The sequence below is a fragment of the Streptomyces sp. NPDC048696 genome (assembly GCF_043198895.1).
In the GTDB taxonomy this organism is placed as follows: domain Bacteria; phylum Actinomycetota; class Actinomycetes; order Streptomycetales; family Streptomycetaceae; genus Streptomyces.
The window spans coordinates 185,184-200,016 of record NZ_JBICVJ010000012.1 but is presented as its reverse complement, the minus strand read 5'-3'; the positions used below and the strand labels follow the sequence as shown (position 1 = coordinate 200,016).

The window sequence follows — 14,833 nt, the reverse complement described above, 5'->3', positions numbered from 1 at the left end:
CCGTGCCGGTCAACTCTCACGCCGTGCCGGTCAGGTGGGCGAAGACCACCACGTTCCCCCGGTAGCCCGACTTCTCGCTGAAGCCGCCGCCGCAGGTGATCACCCGCAGCTCGGGGCGCCCGGCCGGGCCGTACACCCGCCGGTCGGGGAAGGCTTCATTCGCATACACCTCCACCGCGTCGACGGTGAACACCGCGGTGCGCCGGTCCTTGCGGGCCACCTCCACACGGCTGCCCTTCTTCAGCACGCCGAGCGCGTAGAAGACGGCGGGCCCGTGCGCGTCGTCCACGTGCCCGGCCATGACGGCGGTCCCGGGGGACCCCGGCGCCGGGCCGTCCTTGTACCAGCCGGCGGTGCCCGACCGGCCCGGCGGCGGTACCTCCAGGCTGCCGTCCGGGGCGAGGCCCAGCGGCAGCACCGGCGCGTCCACGCGGATCGCCGGAATCCGGATGCGTACGGGCTCGGAGGGCGCCAGCGCGTCGCCCGGGCCCGCCAGTGCGCCGCCGGTGCGGGCGTCACCCGCGCGGGCGTCGCCCACGCGCGCGTGGGGCGAGCCGGTGGCGGGATCGGCCGCGGACCCGGTGAAGGACTCCGCACGCGTCGGCTGCGGCGGCTGTGCCTCCTCCGTGCCCTGGCGCACCAGCCACACCCCGACGCACACCGCGATGCCGATCAGCCAGCCGTTGCGCCGCCGCGCGGCCTGGGCGGCCCGTACCGACTCCGCCGACTGCGCCGACACCGGCGGTCAGTTCCGGCGGTCGGGGGAGCCCGCCCGGCGGCGCAGGAGCAGTCCGCCGGTGACGGCGGCCACCGCGAGCACGGCCGCCCCGGCCGCGATCTCGGTCCGGTTGGAGATCACGCTGCCGCCGACGCCGGACTTCACATGGCCCTTGGGTTCATTGTGCTCGCCGTGCTCCGCGTGGTCGGCGTGCTCCCCGTGGTCGGAGCGCTCGCCGCCGCGATCGCTCTCGCCGCCGTGGGCGATCGTCAGATCACCCCGGGCGGACTTGCCGTTGTCGCAGGTCACCGAGATCTCGAAGGTCCCGGGCTTGGCGTGGTGGGGCACCACGAACTGACCGGCGAGCACTTCCTTGTGGGTGGACACACTGAGGTGGAACTCCCCGTCGCCGACCGCCTTGGCGTCCCCGGTCGCATGGCCGTCGTGGCCGCACGCGGTGGTGTTCACGGTGACGGTGGTGCCCGGCGAGGCCGTCGCGGGCCAGACCTCCACGCCACCGCCCCCGAAGTCGTTGTTGGCGTACGCGGGTGCGCCGCCCAGGCCGAGCAGGGCGGCCGCGAGGGCGGAACCGGTCAGCAGGCGGGCAGTACGCATGGGTCCTCCGGGGAGCGGGGTGCCGTGCTTCTCCCTTCGAGGTAAGTGGCCCACGCGGACGGCCGCCCCCCGGCGGGGGGCGAAAGGGTGAGGCGGTCACCCGTTCGCCCGGCCGCCCGGGAACCCGTTCGCCCGGCGGTCCCGGAACATTCGCCCGGCCGCCCGGATCCCGTCCCGCCGCGTCAGATCTCGTCCCAGGGGACCTCCGCGTACAGCCGCCACACCGTCTGCATCAGCTCGGCGTCCACCGTGAACTCGTGCGCGTCGACGGCGGCCACCGGCGCGATGCCCTGCGAGTTGGTGACGAAGGCCGCCCGGTACGCGCCGAGGCCGTCGAGGGTGACCGGACGCCGGACGGTGGCCGTGCCGTACTGCGGCAGCCTCGCCTCGACCAGCGCCATGGTGATGCCGAGCAGCGCGGGCCGGTCCGGCCACACCACTGAACTCCCGTCCCAGAACGCGATGTTGGTGACCGAACCCTCGGCGATCTCGCCGCCGGGACCGGTCAGCAGCGCGTCGGTGTAGCCCTGGCGGACGGCCTTCTTGCCGAAGTAGAGCTGGCCGAAGCCGCCGAGGTGCTTGAGATGGGCGGCGGGCCGCTCGTACGGGACGGACAGGAGCCGCTGCGGCTCGGGGGAGAGGTCCTGCGGCGGCCGTACGGTCACCATCACGGTCGGGTCGTCGTCGGGCCCGTATACGTATACGCGCGTCGAGGCGTCCTCGGCGCCGGACGCCTTCAGGGCCTGGCGGACCAGCGCGCGCACCCGCTCGCCGTCGAGGCCGGGGCCGAAGATCTCGCGGGTGGCGGCGTCGAGCCGCGCCAGGTGCAGCGCGAGACCGCGCACCCGGCCGCCGCGCACCTGCAGCGCGCTGAAGTGGCCGTAGTTGCCGGTCAGGGCGGGGATCCGGAGGTTGTCGGCGTCGGCGGGACGGCCGTTGATCTCGGCATACGCATCGCTCATGGGGCCACCGTAGTGCGGGTTGACCTCAAGCTAACTTGAGATGTGACGCTCCTCGGCATGGACATCACCACAGCTCCCGTCGCGGAGCCTTTCACCGCTGCCGCCACCCCCATCGCCCCGCTCAAGCTCGCGGTCGTCGTCGGCTCCAACCGGGAGGGCCGGTTCGGGCCGGTCGTCGCGGAGTGGCTGCTGGCCCGGCTGCGCGAGCGCGACGACTTCGAGGTCGACCTGATCGACCTGGCCGAGGTCGCCCTGCCCACCTCGCTCTCCTATGACCCGGCGCCCCCGGTGCGGGCGGTCCTGGACACCGTCACGCCGAAGCTCGCCGAGGCCGACGCCTACGTCGTCCTGACCCCCGAGTACAACCACTCCTTCCCCGCCTCGGTCAAGAACCTGATCGACTGGCACTACACGCAGTGGCAGGCCAAGCCGGTCGGCTTCGTCTCGTACGGCGGGATGTCGGGCGGTCTGCGGGCGGTCGAGCAGCTGCGCCCGGTCTTCGCCGAGCTGCACGCGGTCACGGTCCGCGACACGGTCAGCTTCCACCACGCCCGGGACCGGTTCGGGCCGGACGGCGAGCCGGTGGAGCCCAGCGAGGCGGAGGCGGCGGTCAAGCGGCTGCTCGACCAGCTGAGCTGGTGGGGCCGGACGCTGCGGGACGCGCGGAGGACCCGTCCGTACGCCGCTTGAGTCCCGGCGTACGGACGGGTGCGGTGGCGCGGGTCAGCCGACGGAGACCGCCGACCAGGCCGCGGCGACCGCGTTCTGCTCCGCGCTGCCGCTGCCGTAGAGGTCCTTCGCCGCGTTCAGGGTCGCCGTGCGGGCGGCCGCGTAGTTGGTGGAGGACGTCATGTAGACGGTCAGGGCCCGGTACCAGATCTTGCCGACCTTGTCGTGGCCGATGCCGGAGACCGTGGAGTTGTCGCAGGTGGGGCTGTTGTAGCTGACGCCGTTGATGACCTTGGCGCCGCTGCCCTCGGAGAGCAGATACGCGAAGTGGTTGGCGACGCCGGACGAGTAGTGCACGTCCAGGTTGCCGACGCCGGAGCTCCAGCAGTCCGCCGAGTTCCCGTCCGTGGACGGCTTGTCCATGAAGCGCAGCGCGGCCTTGCCGAAGCCGGGCTTCACGATCTTCTCGCCGATGAGGTAGTCACCCTGGTCCGAGGGGTTGTTGGCGTACCACTCGACCATGGTGCCCATGATGTCGCTGGTCGCCTCGTTCAGCCCGCCGGACTCACCGGAGTACGTGAGCGCCGCGGTCTTGGCGGTGACGCCGTGCGTCATCTCGTGCCCGGCCACGTCGAGCGCGACCAGCGGCCCGAACGTGGTGCCGTCGCCGTCGCCGTACGTCATGCAGAAGCAACTGTCGTCCCAGAAGGCGTTGTTGTAGTTGCTGCCGTAGTGGACGCGGTTGTACGAGCCCTTGCCGTCGCCGCCTATGCCACTCCTCCCATGGACGTTCTTGTAGTAGTCCCAGGTGGTGTTGGTGCCGTACTGGGCGTCGACGGCGGCCGAGGCGCGGTCGGAGTTGGTGCCGTTGCCCCAGTGGTTGTCCGCGTCGGAGAAGAGGTCGGCGGGCGCCCGCCAGAGGCAGATGCCGAAGAAGCAGAAGTCGGTCTGGTTCTGCGCGTCACCGGTGTACGTGTTGCCGCGTGTGGGGTCCGTGAGCTGGTACGAGGACCCGGACCGCGTGGTCTCCAGCGCGACCGTGCCGCTGTACAGCGACTGGCCGTCGCCGCTGACGGTCTCGATGGAGTCCCAGGCGTCGATCTTCGCGCCGGTGTTCGCGTCGGTGAGGACCACGCGCGCGACCGGGTTGCCCAGCGAGTCCCGCGCGGCGGTCCGGGTCTTCCAGGCGAGGCGGGGCGCGCCGTGCAGGGCGTCGACGACCAGCTGGGGCTCGGCCGTGAGCCGCTTGAGGGAGACGCCCTTGTGCGCGGCGCGCAGCTCGGCACCGGCCAGGTCGGCGGCGCGGGGCGCGGAGAGCGCGGGCGTGACGCTGGGCACGGCCAGATCGCCCGCGACGGCCCGGTCGGCGCCGCGATAGGCCCCGGCGGGGGAGAGGTGGACGACGAAGTCACCGCCCAGCACGGGCAGTTGGCGGTACGTACGGTCGTAGCGCACATGCCGGCTGCCGTCGGGGTCGATGACGACGTCCCGTACGGACATGCCCTGCGCGGCGGTCACGGCCAGCGCGGCCGCGTGCGCGGCGACGGCCCGGTCACCGTCACGAACGGCGAGATCCCGGGAGGGCGCGGGGCGGGCGGCGGCGGAAGCGGGGGCGAGCGCGGCGGCGATCATGGCACCGGCCGCGACGACTGTCCCGGCGGCGGTGAGGCGCGATGCGTTCCGTGTAGGTCTCATCGGGCTCCTCGATCGAGTTCCATGGGGGGTGGCTCGGGAGAATCTGATGCCACCTCAGATTTTAGGTGGACATGACAGGCCGATGTCTAGAGCCCCGTCAGGGGCAGGGGCGCGGGGAACCGCGCGACCAACGGCAGCGAGTGGCGCACAAACCGGTCGACCAGCGGCGTCGATACCTAGGGGCGCGGGGGGCGCACGAACGGTCGACCAGCGGAGTCCGTACCTAGGGGCGCGGGGAACGGCGCGACCAGCCACACACGACCCGCACCCGACGACGCACCCGGAACTCCGAACCCCGCCCTGCCGAGCGCTCAAGCTCCCGGCAAGGTAACGGTGGCCAAGGCCCCACCATCGGCCGCGTTGCACAACGCAACCCGCGCCCCGATGACCTCGGCCTGCCCCAGCGCGATGGTGAGCCCAAGACCGGTCCCCTGCCCCCGGGACATCGCCCCGGTGACAAACCGAGAAGGCCCGTCCCGCAGCAGCCGCTCGGGGAACCCGACCCCGTGATCCCGCACGGTCACAGCCGTACCGGAGACGGTCACCTCGACCGGCTCGGCGCCGTGCCGCCGCGCGTTGGCGACAAGATTGGCCACGATCCGCTCCAGCCGCCGAGGATCTGTCCGCACCAACGCCCCCGCATCCCGTCCCACCGCATCCGCACCCACCGCATCCCCACCGGTCAACGCCCCCGCGAACCCGCACCGCTGCAGAATCCCCTCCACCAGCGGCGCCAGCGGACGCACCTCCAGATCCGGCCGCTCCGCCCGCGCGTCCAGCCGGGCGACCTCCAGCAGGTCCTCCGTGAGCGTGCGCAGCGCCGCCACCCGATCGCGCACCAGCTCCGTCGGCCGACTCGGCGGCAGCAGCTCGGCCGCCGTGTGCAGCCCCGTGAGCGGCGTACGCAACTCGTGCGCCACATCGGCCGTGAACCGCCGCTCGGCCTCAAGGCGCCGCTGGAGCGACGCGGCCATCGTGTCGACCGCGCAGGCGAGCTCCGCGACCTCGTTGCGCGCGGCGGGCGCCGCCGACTGCCCGATCCGCGCGTCGAGTTCACCCCGCGAGATACGGCGCGCGATCGCCGCGGCCGTCCGCAGCTCACGGCTGAGGCGGCTGGCGAGACCCGCCCCGCCGAGCGCCGCGAGCGCCACCACGAGCGCGCCCCAGGCGATCAGCTCGCGGTCGAACTCCCGCAGGTCGGACCGCTCGGCCAGCAGCGGCCGCCGCACCGACAGCACCTGGTCGCCGATCGGCCGCGCGGCCCACACGGCCGGGTCCGGACCGTCCAGGTCCACGAAGGTGCTGCGGCGCCCGGCCAGCGCCGACTGCCGCAGCTCGGCGGGCAGCCGCAGGTCGTCGACGGCCGCGTCGATGTCGCTGCGGTCGACCTGCCCGGTCAACTCGTAGACCTGGCGCACCCGTGCGAGCTGCATGGTCGCCGACTCCCGTGCCGTCGCGACCAGCTGCGAAACCCGCGCCTGGTGCATCAGCGCGCCGATGGTGACCGCGACCAGCGCGCAGCCGCCGGCCAGCACCACCGCGATCTTCCAGCGCAGACTGAGCCCCTGCGGAACGGCCCGCAGCCGCCGCAGCTGCTCGCGTGCGAAGCGCCACGCGCGCGTGGGCGTCACGGCCCGGCCTCCTTCGCCGCCCGGTCCGTCCCGTCGGCCCCGGCCGCGTCGTCCGCGTCGTCGTTCTTGTACGTCTTGATGTCGCTCACCGACGACAGTCGGGCGCCGTCCCACCGGTAGCGGACGTCCTGCTCGGCGCCGTCGTCCGAGGCGCTGCGCACCACCAGGTCGGTCCCGACGGTCTCGACCGCGAGCCGCTTGCCCGCCGTGTAGAGGATCGGGACGACCTTGCCGTCGCGGGCCGTGTACACGGCCAGCACCGTACGGCCGCTCTCCAGGTCGGCGGAGATGATCAGCTCGGGCGAGCCGTCGTCGGTGAGATCGCGCAGGACGGGCGGGCGGATACCGGGCTGCCCCGGGCGCTCGCTCCGCGCCAGGCCGCCGAACTGCTTGGCGCGCGGGTCGGCCCGTATGACGTCGTCCACATCGATCGCCGAAAGGCCCTCCTTCGGCACCGCCGGACCGTGGGCCAGCGGTTCCGGCGGCGGCTGGGCGCCCGGCACGGCGGGGCCCGGCCGCTTGCGGGACCCGTCGGACCAGTCCGGCCAGAGCGGCTTCGGCGACGGCTGCGCGGCCACGGGCGGCGCGGCCCCGCCGTCGCTGAGCCCGGTGGGCGCGCCGCACCCGCTCAGGGCGAGCGCGGCGACGGCGGCCGCGACAGCGGCGACCGTGGCGGCGCGAAGACTCTGGATCATGGAGAGGGCGGCCTGGTGGCAGGGGGCGGGGGACCGGCCGGGTCCACCGGCCACGACAATCGACGGTAGAACCGCTTCATCACGGAAGCCAGGACGGTATGTAACAGCTGTGCGTAGGCCTGCCCCGACCGTCGGATCAGGGACTTTCGGCCAGGTCGGAGTGCCCTTTTGTCCCCATGTCCCGTGTTCCCCATGCCCCGAGGGAGAGTGCCCGTGACATCGGCAGAGCGGACCGCGGCGCCGCTGCCCTTCTTCGCGTACGGCACGCTGCGGCCCGGCGAGCGCTACCACGCGGCGCTGCTGCGCGGCCGCACCGCCGCCGAGGTGCCCGCGCGGCTGCCGGGGGCGGTGCTCTACGAGGGGCCCGGCTATCCGTACGCGACGGCGGGCGACGGTGTGGTGACCGGCGCCCTGATCACCCCGAGTCCCGACGCGTACGCCCAAGTCCTGGTCGTACTCGATCAGTTGGAGGACTTCCACGGTCCTGACGACCCCCGGAACATGTACGACCGGGTGAGCCGGACGGTCGAGCTGCCGGGCGGCGCCACGGCCCGCGCCTGGGTCTATCTGGCCGCACCGGAGCTGGCCCGGCGGCTGCGGGCCGAGGGCACGCCGATCCCCGGCGGCGACTGGGTCACGGCCCGCGGCGGCCCGCCCGGCGAGCGCGTCTGAGCGGCGTCATCCGGCCAGTGCCCGCGCCACCCCGGTCTCCTGCGGGCCGAGGAAGGTCGGGTCCGGCCGGAAGGCGGCGTCGAAGGCCGCCTTGCCCGCCGCGAACACCTCGCGGGTGGTGCCGTAGTACCAGGTGACGTCGTGCACGGCGTCGACCGCGACCCCGTACGAGTGGACCCCGGCGGCCTCGCACAGCGCGACCGCCCGGCGGATGTGGAAGCCCTGGCTGACCAGGACGGCCCGGCGCACCCCGAAGATCTTCCGGGCCCGTGAGCAGGAGTCCCAGGTCGCCGAGTCTGCCTATGCAGAGTCAAGGGAAACCACCGATCTCCCTACCGAACGAGAACTAGGTAGGGGAGTACACACCATGGGCCTGACCAGGCAGGACGCCCCGGTTACGCCGTACGACGGTTGCGGTATGTGTCTGCTGGGGGTCAGGCGACTGTCCCGGGTCAGTGGCGCAACGAGCAGCCCCGAGCGTCAGCAAAACCTGATCTTGGATGCTGTGGAGGCGGTAGGCGGGCACATCATCGCGTGGGCCGATGACTGGGAGGTCTCGGGCGCTACGGACCCGATGACTCGGCCCGAACTTGGTCCCTGGCTCCGAGGGGAGAAGGGGCCGTATGACGGGCTCGCCGGCTCGGCGGTGGACCGGATCGGCCGCAACGTCGTGGACGTGCTCAGCACCGCCTACGCCAATCACAGCGCGGGGCGTGCGCTCGTCACGGCAGATCACACGGGCGTGTGGGACCTGAACGACTCCAACCAAGAGAACGAACTCACTCTTAAGGCCATGGGCGCGCAGATGGAGCACCGCTCCATACGTGAGCGCGTGCGGCAGGAGTACAAGCGGGCCCGCGACGCTGGGCAGGTCACCAACCGTCCCGCGTACGGGTTCAAGCACGTTCGCCCGTCGCCCACGGCAAAGGTGACGCACACGGAGAATGAGAAGCACTCCGCGGAAGTCATGCGCAACGTTGCTACGCGCATTCTGCTCGACCAAACCGGCAAGACCACGCCGTACAGCGAGGCAGCCCGCCTTAACCGTGCCCGGGAACTGTCACCCCGTGACTGGCTGCGCGTGCAGTACGGGCGTGAGCCTGTCGGAACGAAGTGGGGCGGTAAGGGGCTCAAAGACATGTTGCTGAGTGAAGCGGCATTGGGCTACCTCATGCACAAGGGGCGGCCCGTGCTGGACAAGGAGGGGAAGCCGTACAAGATTGCACCGCCGCTTTGGGACCGTGCCACGCATGAAGCACTCAAGGCGAAACTAGCCCCCAAGGGCATTCGCTCGAACTCGCGGACGCCCAAGGGTGCGAACCTCATTGCCGATGTGGCGTTCTGCGGCAACTGCAATGACAAGCTGTACCGCGCGGCGACTGTCCGAATTCAGGGTGTCCTGTATCCGGCGTATCACTGCACGGCGAGGCAGCGGGGTATTCCAGAGTCCTGGTTCTGCGGTCGCCCTCGCGGTGTCAAGGATGGCGGGCACGTGGCAGGCGTGGTGATCGCTCAGTTCCAGCTCAATGAGGTTGTAGCGGCGTGGTTCCTTGAGCGGTACGGCTCGGGTCAGCTCATGAAGTCCGTCTATGACCCCGGGACGGGCTATGCCTCGCAGATAGCCGAGCTGGAGTCCTCGCGGACTCGACTCCGCGAGGACCGTAACGCGGGTGTCTATGACGCCCCGGAGGATGCCGAGTGGTTCCGGACCCGGTTCGCCGAACTCGGCCGCGAGATCACCGAACTTAAGAAGCAGCCGGACCGCCCCGCCGGGTGGGTCAGCATCCCCACCGGCAAAACCGTGGCGGACGAATGGCACGCGGCTGCGGACGATGCCGAACGGCGCGAAATGCTGGAAGCGCATGGCGTGCGTGTGGTCGTCAACTCGGTGGCGAGCGGGCGCGAACGCGTCGTGATCACAGCGGACATTGCCCACGACCCCGGGGTTGAGGTGACCGGTGCGCAAGAAGGCGACCAGGGGCGCCCCGACGGACCGAACGTGGGCCGTACGTCCGTCCGCCTCGCCGAGCCCGTGCTAGCCGCGTAGCCGCCCCTGTAGGCCATCAACAGCCCCGGTTGGTCCGTGTTGACCGCCGGGGCTTGTTCGTACCCGCGACCGCTCACCAGGGCTGCCCTGTACGGGAATTTGGGGTGTGGGGCAGGGTTCGCCGTTCGTATCCTGCCCCCATGGACACGCTGACTGACCACCAGGTCCGGGACGCCCTACGGCCCTACCAGGATGGGGGCACGCTAAGCGCGCTGTTCGAGACAGGCGAGATCACCGAGGACACGATTCCCGCCCTCGGCCTCGCCATGCAGAGCCGAGACCAGTTGAACGAACACCAGGAGACGGACACGCTCGGGGACGTTCTCGCGTACGTGGACGCTGTGGGCGAGCGTCAGCCCGTCCCGAACTGGCCGAACCGCTGACCCCTCGCCACCCCGATAAGCTCACTACATCCCGCACCGACATGGAGTGTGCGGGATAGGCCCGGTGCCTTACAGGTTCGTCCTGGAATGCAGTACGACCGGCCCGACTTGCCCCGGTAGTCCCTCGGGACCGCCGGGGCTTTCTCATGCCCGTACACGGGCGTACGGGCGCCCCTGGGGCTACCCGCCGGCTCGCGCTCGGGCTCGGTCAGCCCAACAGCGGGGCGAAGAGTGTTGAGGGTGACGACTTACGACACTTTTTTAGAACGCATAGAAAAAATAGAGAAAAGAGAGAACGGGGTCTCTGACGACACCGCATCACTCTTCCGGACATGGGAAACCTTCGTTCTCCCTTACGAGTGAGAGCGAGGAGGCTTCAACCGCCTTAAGGGTGCGGGAAACCTTCGCTCTCCCTTACGAGTGAGAGCAGGATTACCGCGCACCCACCCCAAGGGGGACACCCGGCGGTCCGAGTGCCTGACTCTCACCAGCGTTGCCCGTGCACCACACGCCCCGCGTTACCGGGGTGGTCGCAGGGGTCGTGAGGCAACGCGTACGGGGACTGCACCGCCCATGAGTAACCCGCGCACCAGCGCGTGCCGAAAGGGGTTGTAAGCGCGTGCAGTCCCCACGCCGTTCGGGGTCGGTCGGTCAGCAGGTCATCCTGCTGCCTCGACCTCGTCGGCCTGCATGCCCTTCTGCCCCTGAACAGCTTTGAAGGTCACTTTCTGCCCTTCCTTAAGAGCCTTGAAGCCGTATCCCTGGATGGCCCTGAAGTGCACGAAGAGGTCGGGGCTGCCGTCATCCGGCGTGATGAAGCCGAACCCCTTCTCGTCGTTGAACCACTTCACGGTGCCGCTCTGCCTGTCCGCCATGAGCACTCCCTAAGTCACGCGGGAACCGTGGTGTTCCCCGGTCGTCACGCTCGGATCATGACCCAACCCACACGCCACGTAAAGAGAGCATCACAGTGTGCAGTCGAAGCGACTTGAAACAGCAGCGAGCCCGCTGACCCAACAGGTAGAGGTGCGCCGTACCCAATCGGCAGAGTTCCCCGGTTCGAGTCCGGGGGCGGGCACTTCACAACAACGAGCACCAGGCGGTGACTGATGACGAGCTGTATCGAGTGCAGCGAGGCGGCAACACGCCGTGGGCGTTGCGTAGTTCATGACCAGGCGTACGAGCAGCGTCCTGCGGTGCGGGCTCGGCGGTCACGCAGTAGGCGGCGCGCGAAGCGGTTTGATGCTGCGGCTCGGCTCCGCCGGCGAATGCAGGAACGGGGCTCGGCGTGGTGTGACTGGTGTTTGGGCGACTTCCCCGCGGGCGGGGTGGACGTGGACCATGTGCGTCCGCTGTCCCTCGGTGGCGAGGACATAGACAGCAACGTTCAGGTGCTGTGCCACGGCTGCCACGGGCTCAAGACCTCAACGGAGTTCGGGTGTGCGGTCTAGGCGGGGCCGCTCTTTGCTAGATGCCACCCTTCGGGCATCCACCTGTCGACGGCGCCGCTCCGGGTTTCTCGGGAGTAGCCGAGGAGGTAAGCCCATCGGACCAGCTCCGCCCAAGCCGCTTCCTGCTCGCCTGACCAATCTCCATGCGTGGATTCCACGGTGTCCAGGGTCATGGCGATGCGCTGTTCAATGACCGCCATCTGTTCGTGGGTTCCGGCGGGCAGGAGGTCGCCGCGTGCATCCATCATGGTGTGGAGTTGTTCGCAGCAACGGGCTAGGTGCTCGTGCATGTTGGAGATTTCGTCTCCGGTTGGTTGGGGTTGTACGGCCTGTTCGAGTAGGTCACCCGATGCGAGGCGAAACCAGAGGGTTCCCTCGCGGAACATCGGCTCTCTCTCGTAGTGGGGCAGGCGAGACCACGGCGGTGGTAAGCGTTCGCCGTTGGCACGCGCGTCGGCACGGGCCTTGTCCACCCACTGACGGATGAGCCCGTCTACCTCACTTGGGATGAAACGCATAGTGCTGCCCCCTTGTCGTGGCTTGTGGGCTCAATCCTGCTCCGCCACCAGGTTGTTGTCGGGTCGCTGAGAGCACACAGCGTATGGCGTAGGTCACTCTCTACGCCCCCTTCAGGAGGTGATCCCCCATGCCCCGTAAGCCCTGCCCTCCTTACTCTGTCCCCGGGTGCCCCGAGCTGACGACTGGTGGGTGCTGCCTGGACGTGGCTCCGCCACGGTACGGGCGTTGGCTAGCTCGCATCGGGGCAGGGCGGGTGTCAGGGTTGCCGCTAGCTCAAGACGCGCGAGGACTTGGGGGCCACTGGTCCGCCGTTCTGACATCACCCCGGCACGGGCGTTGGGCAGTTCGCAGCGGGACGGAAAGGGCTCTCAACGGTAGAGGCCAGCATTGATATCAGGTTCCCTAATCGTCCTGGAACCGGAGAACAAACGAAGGATCCGTCGCCGGGGCGGGTACCGCGCGGCGCGCCTGGATGGTGGGCGCCTGGATCAGCCCCACTGTGTAGATGCCTACAGGGCTGCCGGAGCCGTCCACGATTGTAATGGCGGCGGGTGCAGCGGTTCCACCGCTGACGACGAGCTGGGCCACGTCATCCACGTATCGCAGGCTGAGTGCGCCCATATCCTCGGGCTTGACCTGGTCGGCCGGGACGAGCGCGGGTTCGGTTGCTTTGGGCGTGTACTGGACCGGGGCTGGACCCTTGGCGTTGGGCGTGGTGTCGGACATGACTGTCTCCTGCGTTGGTGAGGGTGTCGGGGTTCAGACTCCTGCGTTCTGTCGCCGCCGTTCTACCTGATCGTGCTGTTGTACTCGACATGAGCGGTATTGATGGTGATACCTGGGCAGTGCGATCAATAGGAGCCGCCCCGTACGCCGCAACAGCGTTCCCAGCCCCGTCAACGACCGTGAGCCCTGCCGGGATGACTGTCCCGCCGCTGACGACGAGTTGGGGCACGTTGTCCACGTAGCGCAGGCTGAGTGTGCCTACGTCCTCGGGCTTGACCTCGGTGATGGGATGGGCGCCGGGGCAGTCTCTTCGGTCTGCAACTGAATCTTGGCTGTGCCTTTTGAGTTGGGCGTGGGCTCAGGCACGATGTTCCCCCTCCGCGTTCTCGATGACCTTTGCGACGCCGTTTTCGAGCACTGATACACACGAGTTGGTGGTTCCGAGGTCGATGCCAATGATCTTTCCCCGCGAGGTCATGGCTCCAGCGGCCGAGAGGGAATACGCCCCGACGGGATTGCCGGCCCCGTCCTCAACCGTGAGCCCTGCCGGGATGACTGTCCCGCCGCTGACGACGAGTTGGGGCACGTTGTCCACGTATCGCAGGCTGAGTGTGCCGACATCCTCGGGCTTGACCTCGGTGATGGGATGGGCGCCGGGGCAGTCTCTTCGGTCTGCAACTGAATCTTGGCTGTGCCTTTTGAGTTGGGCGTGGGCTCAGGCACGATGTTCCCCCTCCGCGTTCTCGATGACCTTTGCGACGCCGTTTTCGAGCACTGATACACACGAGTTGGTGGTTCCGAGGTCGATGCCAATGATCTTTCCCCGCGAGGTCATGGCTCCAGCGGCCGAGAGGGAATACGCCCCGACGGGATTGCCGGCCCCGTCCTCAACCGTGAGCCCTGCCGGGATGACTGTCCCGCCGCTGACGACGAGTTGGGGCACGTTGTCCACGTATCGCAGGCTGAGTGTGCCGACATCCTCGGGCTTGACCTCGGTTGCCGGGATGAGAACCGAGTCAGGGACGTCAGTTCCTGAGTCCGTGCCGGGGATTACGCCCACTTGTTCGCCAATTCGGCAGTAGGCACCAGCCACCGCCGGTGAGGGCGGCAGCACCCCACGTGCCGAAAGTACGGGCGGTACTTCCTCGTCAGACATTCCCAGTCCCTCCTCGCTCGACGCCATGTCGACCTGCTCAGAGCGTCGCAGGACTCAGCGTCACTGGACGGTGACTCTCGGAGGGATGGCCGGTATTCGACATGGTGGCGCAAAGGCGCCGCCCCGTACTGACCTTGATCAGGTCCGACTACCCCACCCCTTGGGAGGTGATCCCCCCTGCCCCGTAAACCCCGCCCCCCTTGCTCCATCCCCGGGTGCCCCGAGCTGACTGCACGTGGTGGTCGCTGTGAGGCTCACCGACGCGAGGCCGAGCAACAGCGCGGTACGAGCGCCGAGCGCGGCTATGACACACGGTGGCAGCGCATCCGACGCGCCTACCTATACCGCAACCCGTGGTGCCTGCTGTGCGGTCGCATGGCCACGGTGGCCGACCATTTCCCTTGGTCGCGACGTGAGTTGGTCGCGCAAGGTGCTGCCGATCCTGACGCGCCGAACAGGCTTCGTCCGTTGTGCACGCAGTGTCACAACAAAGAGACCGCGAAACGCCAACCTGGTGGTTGGGCTGCCGCGAATGCGAAACCAATTCGGACATAGGGTGCAGCCCGACCAGGGGGGTACTCCCTCCCCCTCCCCACGCTGATCGGCAGGGAGGCAAAAAACTCGCATGGCTCATTTGAGCGTTTCCGTGGAATTCCCACTTAACCAGAGGAGTCGCTATGTACGACCCGCGTGCCATCATGCAGCACTTTACGGACTACAAGGCCAATGAGGAGCGCCTTTCTGTCGAGGAGGACTTGCTTCGCATGGCCTTTCACATTGCGGCAGAAGTGATGGTGAATGTACTTCCGCCGGGGGCGGAACGTTCCGCCGGTTTGCGCAAGCTGCTTGAAGCAAGGGACTGCGCGTTCCGGGCGGAACTCGATAAGGAGTAGT

Annotated in this window: 15 protein-coding genes and 3 pseudogenes; 6 read left to right on the top strand and 12 right to left on the bottom strand. The window is 69.2% G+C overall.

Annotated features, from left to right (window positions below; genetic code table 11):
- Window positions 1-16 precede the first annotated feature (16 nt).
- From ACGFRG_RS25685 to ACGFRG_RS25675, 3 genes are all read right to left on the bottom strand, one after another.
- The gene (locus ACGFRG_RS25685; RefSeq protein ID WP_393267628.1) at window positions 17-739 is read right to left on the bottom strand and encodes a class F sortase; all 723 of its coding nucleotides are present in this window, start codon (window positions 737-739) and stop codon (window positions 17-19) included.
- A gap of 6 nt (window positions 740-745) precedes the next feature.
- A complete protein-coding gene (locus ACGFRG_RS25680; protein ID WP_393267625.1) occupies window positions 746-1,333 on the bottom strand; it encodes a hypothetical protein in 588 nt (195 codons plus the stop codon).
- 182 nt (window positions 1,334-1,515) lie between these two features.
- Window positions 1,516-2,295, bottom strand: coding sequence for an aminotransferase class IV family protein (locus tag ACGFRG_RS25675; protein ID WP_393267622.1), 780 nt, complete (start codon window positions 2,293-2,295; stop codon window positions 1,516-1,518).
- Window positions 2,296-2,352: 57 nt separating this feature from the next.
- On the opposite strand from ACGFRG_RS25675, the gene ACGFRG_RS25670 reads away from it, so the two are divergent.
- Complete coding sequence (locus ACGFRG_RS25670; protein WP_393267619.1) at window positions 2,353-2,985, top strand: NADPH-dependent FMN reductase; 633 nt, start codon at window positions 2,353-2,355, stop codon at window positions 2,983-2,985.
- 33 nt (window positions 2,986-3,018) lie between these two features.
- On the opposite strand, the gene ACGFRG_RS25665 is transcribed toward ACGFRG_RS25670, so the two are convergent.
- The 3 genes from ACGFRG_RS25665 to ACGFRG_RS25655 all read right to left on the bottom strand — a co-directional run bounded on the left by ACGFRG_RS25665 (window position 3,019) and on the right by ACGFRG_RS25655 (window position 7,039).
- Window positions 3,019-4,659: a M4 family metallopeptidase gene (locus ACGFRG_RS25665; RefSeq protein ID WP_393267616.1), complete on the bottom strand. Its 1,641-nt coding sequence runs from the start codon at window positions 4,657-4,659 to the stop codon at window positions 3,019-3,021.
- A gap of 311 nt (window positions 4,660-4,970) precedes the next feature.
- Window positions 4,971-6,290, bottom strand: coding sequence for an ATP-binding protein (locus ACGFRG_RS25660; RefSeq protein ID WP_393267613.1), 1,320 nt, complete (start codon window positions 6,288-6,290; stop codon window positions 4,971-4,973).
- Window positions 6,287-7,039, bottom strand: a complete 753-nt coding sequence (locus ACGFRG_RS25655; RefSeq protein WP_393267610.1) for a hypothetical protein — start codon at window positions 7,037-7,039, stop codon at window positions 6,287-6,289. Before ACGFRG_RS25655 ends, ACGFRG_RS25660 begins: the two co-directional genes overlap by 4 nt.
- A 138-nt stretch (window positions 7,040-7,177) precedes the next feature.
- Here ACGFRG_RS25655 and ACGFRG_RS25650 point away from each other — a divergent pair, with 138 nt between their 5' ends.
- Window positions 7,178-7,657 (top strand): gamma-glutamylcyclotransferase family protein, encoded by a 480-nt coding sequence (locus tag ACGFRG_RS25650; protein WP_393267607.1) that lies wholly within the window; start codon window positions 7,178-7,180, stop codon window positions 7,655-7,657.
- A 6-nt stretch (window positions 7,658-7,663) separates the two neighbouring features.
- Here the strand turns inward: ACGFRG_RS25650 and ACGFRG_RS25645 are convergent.
- A pseudogene (locus ACGFRG_RS25645) lies at window positions 7,664-7,945 on the bottom strand (ElyC/SanA/YdcF family protein); the annotation flags it as partial.
- A gap of 79 nt (window positions 7,946-8,024) precedes the next feature.
- Between ACGFRG_RS25645 and ACGFRG_RS25640 the strand changes: the two are divergent.
- A complete protein-coding gene (locus tag ACGFRG_RS25640; RefSeq protein ID WP_393267604.1) occupies window positions 8,025-9,704 on the top strand; it encodes a recombinase family protein in 1,680 nt (559 codons plus the stop codon).
- Between the two features lie 140 nt (window positions 9,705-9,844).
- Complete coding sequence (locus ACGFRG_RS25635; RefSeq protein ID WP_393267601.1) at window positions 9,845-10,087, top strand: hypothetical protein; 243 nt, start codon at window positions 9,845-9,847, stop codon at window positions 10,085-10,087.
- A gap of 659 nt (window positions 10,088-10,746) precedes the next feature.
- On the opposite strand, the gene ACGFRG_RS25630 is transcribed toward ACGFRG_RS25635, so the two are convergent.
- Window positions 10,747-10,962 carry a cold-shock protein gene (locus ACGFRG_RS25630; protein WP_393267598.1) on the bottom strand — a complete coding sequence of 72 codons (216 nt, stop codon included), beginning with the start codon at window positions 10,960-10,962 and terminating at the stop codon, window positions 10,747-10,749.
- Between the two features lie 234 nt (window positions 10,963-11,196).
- Here ACGFRG_RS25630 and ACGFRG_RS25625 point away from each other — a divergent pair, with 234 nt between their 5' ends.
- Entirely contained in the window at window positions 11,197-11,538 is a 342-nt protein-coding gene (locus ACGFRG_RS25625; RefSeq protein WP_393267595.1) for an HNH endonuclease, read from the top strand.
- Here the strand turns inward: ACGFRG_RS25625 and ACGFRG_RS25620 are convergent.
- From ACGFRG_RS25620 to ACGFRG_RS25605, 4 genes and pseudogenes are all read right to left on the bottom strand, one after another.
- Window positions 11,535-12,056: a hypothetical protein gene (locus ACGFRG_RS25620; protein ID WP_393267593.1), complete on the bottom strand. Its 522-nt coding sequence runs from the start codon at window positions 12,054-12,056 to the stop codon at window positions 11,535-11,537. The genes ACGFRG_RS25625 and ACGFRG_RS25620 overlap by 4 nt on opposite strands.
- A 403-nt stretch (window positions 12,057-12,459) precedes the next feature.
- On the bottom strand, window positions 12,460-12,783 hold the full coding sequence (locus tag ACGFRG_RS25615) for a hypothetical protein (protein ID WP_393267590.1): 324 nt from the start codon (window positions 12,781-12,783) through the stop codon (window positions 12,460-12,462).
- 373 nt (window positions 12,784-13,156) lie between these two features.
- A pseudogene (locus tag ACGFRG_RS25610) lies at window positions 13,157-13,261 on the bottom strand (Hsp70 family protein); the annotation flags it as partial.
- Between the two features lie 252 nt (window positions 13,262-13,513).
- Window positions 13,514-13,618: pseudogene (locus ACGFRG_RS25605) on the bottom strand (Hsp70 family protein); the annotation flags it as partial.
- A gap of 998 nt (window positions 13,619-14,616) precedes the next feature.
- Here ACGFRG_RS25605 and ACGFRG_RS25600 point away from each other — a divergent pair.
- Window positions 14,617-14,832 (top strand): hypothetical protein, encoded by a 216-nt coding sequence (locus ACGFRG_RS25600; protein WP_393267587.1) that lies wholly within the window; start codon window positions 14,617-14,619, stop codon window positions 14,830-14,832.
- The last annotated feature ends 1 nt before the right edge of the window (window position 14,833 follow it).

Excerpts from the sequence above, each read along its gene's own strand:
- ACGFRG_RS25680 (WP_393267625.1), bottom strand. The coding sequence starts at position 1,333 with ATGCGTACTGCCCGCCTGCTGACCGGTTCCGCCCTCGCGGCCGCCCTG.
- ACGFRG_RS25675 (WP_393267622.1), bottom strand. The coding sequence starts at position 2,295 with ATGAGCGATGCGTATGCCGAGATCAACGGCCGTCCCGCCGACGCCGAC.
- ACGFRG_RS25670 (WP_393267619.1), top strand. The coding sequence starts at position 2,353 with ATGGACATCACCACAGCTCCCGTCGCGGAGCCTTTCACCGCTGCCGCC.
- ACGFRG_RS25665 (WP_393267616.1), bottom strand. The coding sequence starts at position 4,659 with ATGAGACCTACACGGAACGCATCGCGCCTCACCGCCGCCGGGACAGTC.
- ACGFRG_RS25650 (WP_393267607.1), top strand. The coding sequence starts at position 7,178 with ATGCCCCGAGGGAGAGTGCCCGTGACATCGGCAGAGCGGACCGCGGCG.
- ACGFRG_RS25640 (WP_393267604.1), top strand. The coding sequence starts at position 8,025 with ATGGGCCTGACCAGGCAGGACGCCCCGGTTACGCCGTACGACGGTTGC.
- ACGFRG_RS25635 (WP_393267601.1), top strand. The coding sequence starts at position 9,845 with ATGGACACGCTGACTGACCACCAGGTCCGGGACGCCCTACGGCCCTAC.
- ACGFRG_RS25630 (WP_393267598.1), bottom strand. The coding sequence starts at position 10,962 with ATGGCGGACAGGCAGAGCGGCACCGTGAAGTGGTTCAACGACGAGAAG.
- ACGFRG_RS25625 (WP_393267595.1), top strand. The coding sequence starts at position 11,197 with ATGACGAGCTGTATCGAGTGCAGCGAGGCGGCAACACGCCGTGGGCGT.
- ACGFRG_RS25620 (WP_393267593.1), bottom strand. The coding sequence starts at position 12,056 with ATGCGTTTCATCCCAAGTGAGGTAGACGGGCTCATCCGTCAGTGGGTG.
- ACGFRG_RS25615 (WP_393267590.1), bottom strand. The coding sequence starts at position 12,783 with ATGTCCGACACCACGCCCAACGCCAAGGGTCCAGCCCCGGTCCAGTAC.
- ACGFRG_RS25600 (WP_393267587.1), top strand. The coding sequence starts at position 14,617 with ATGTACGACCCGCGTGCCATCATGCAGCACTTTACGGACTACAAGGCC.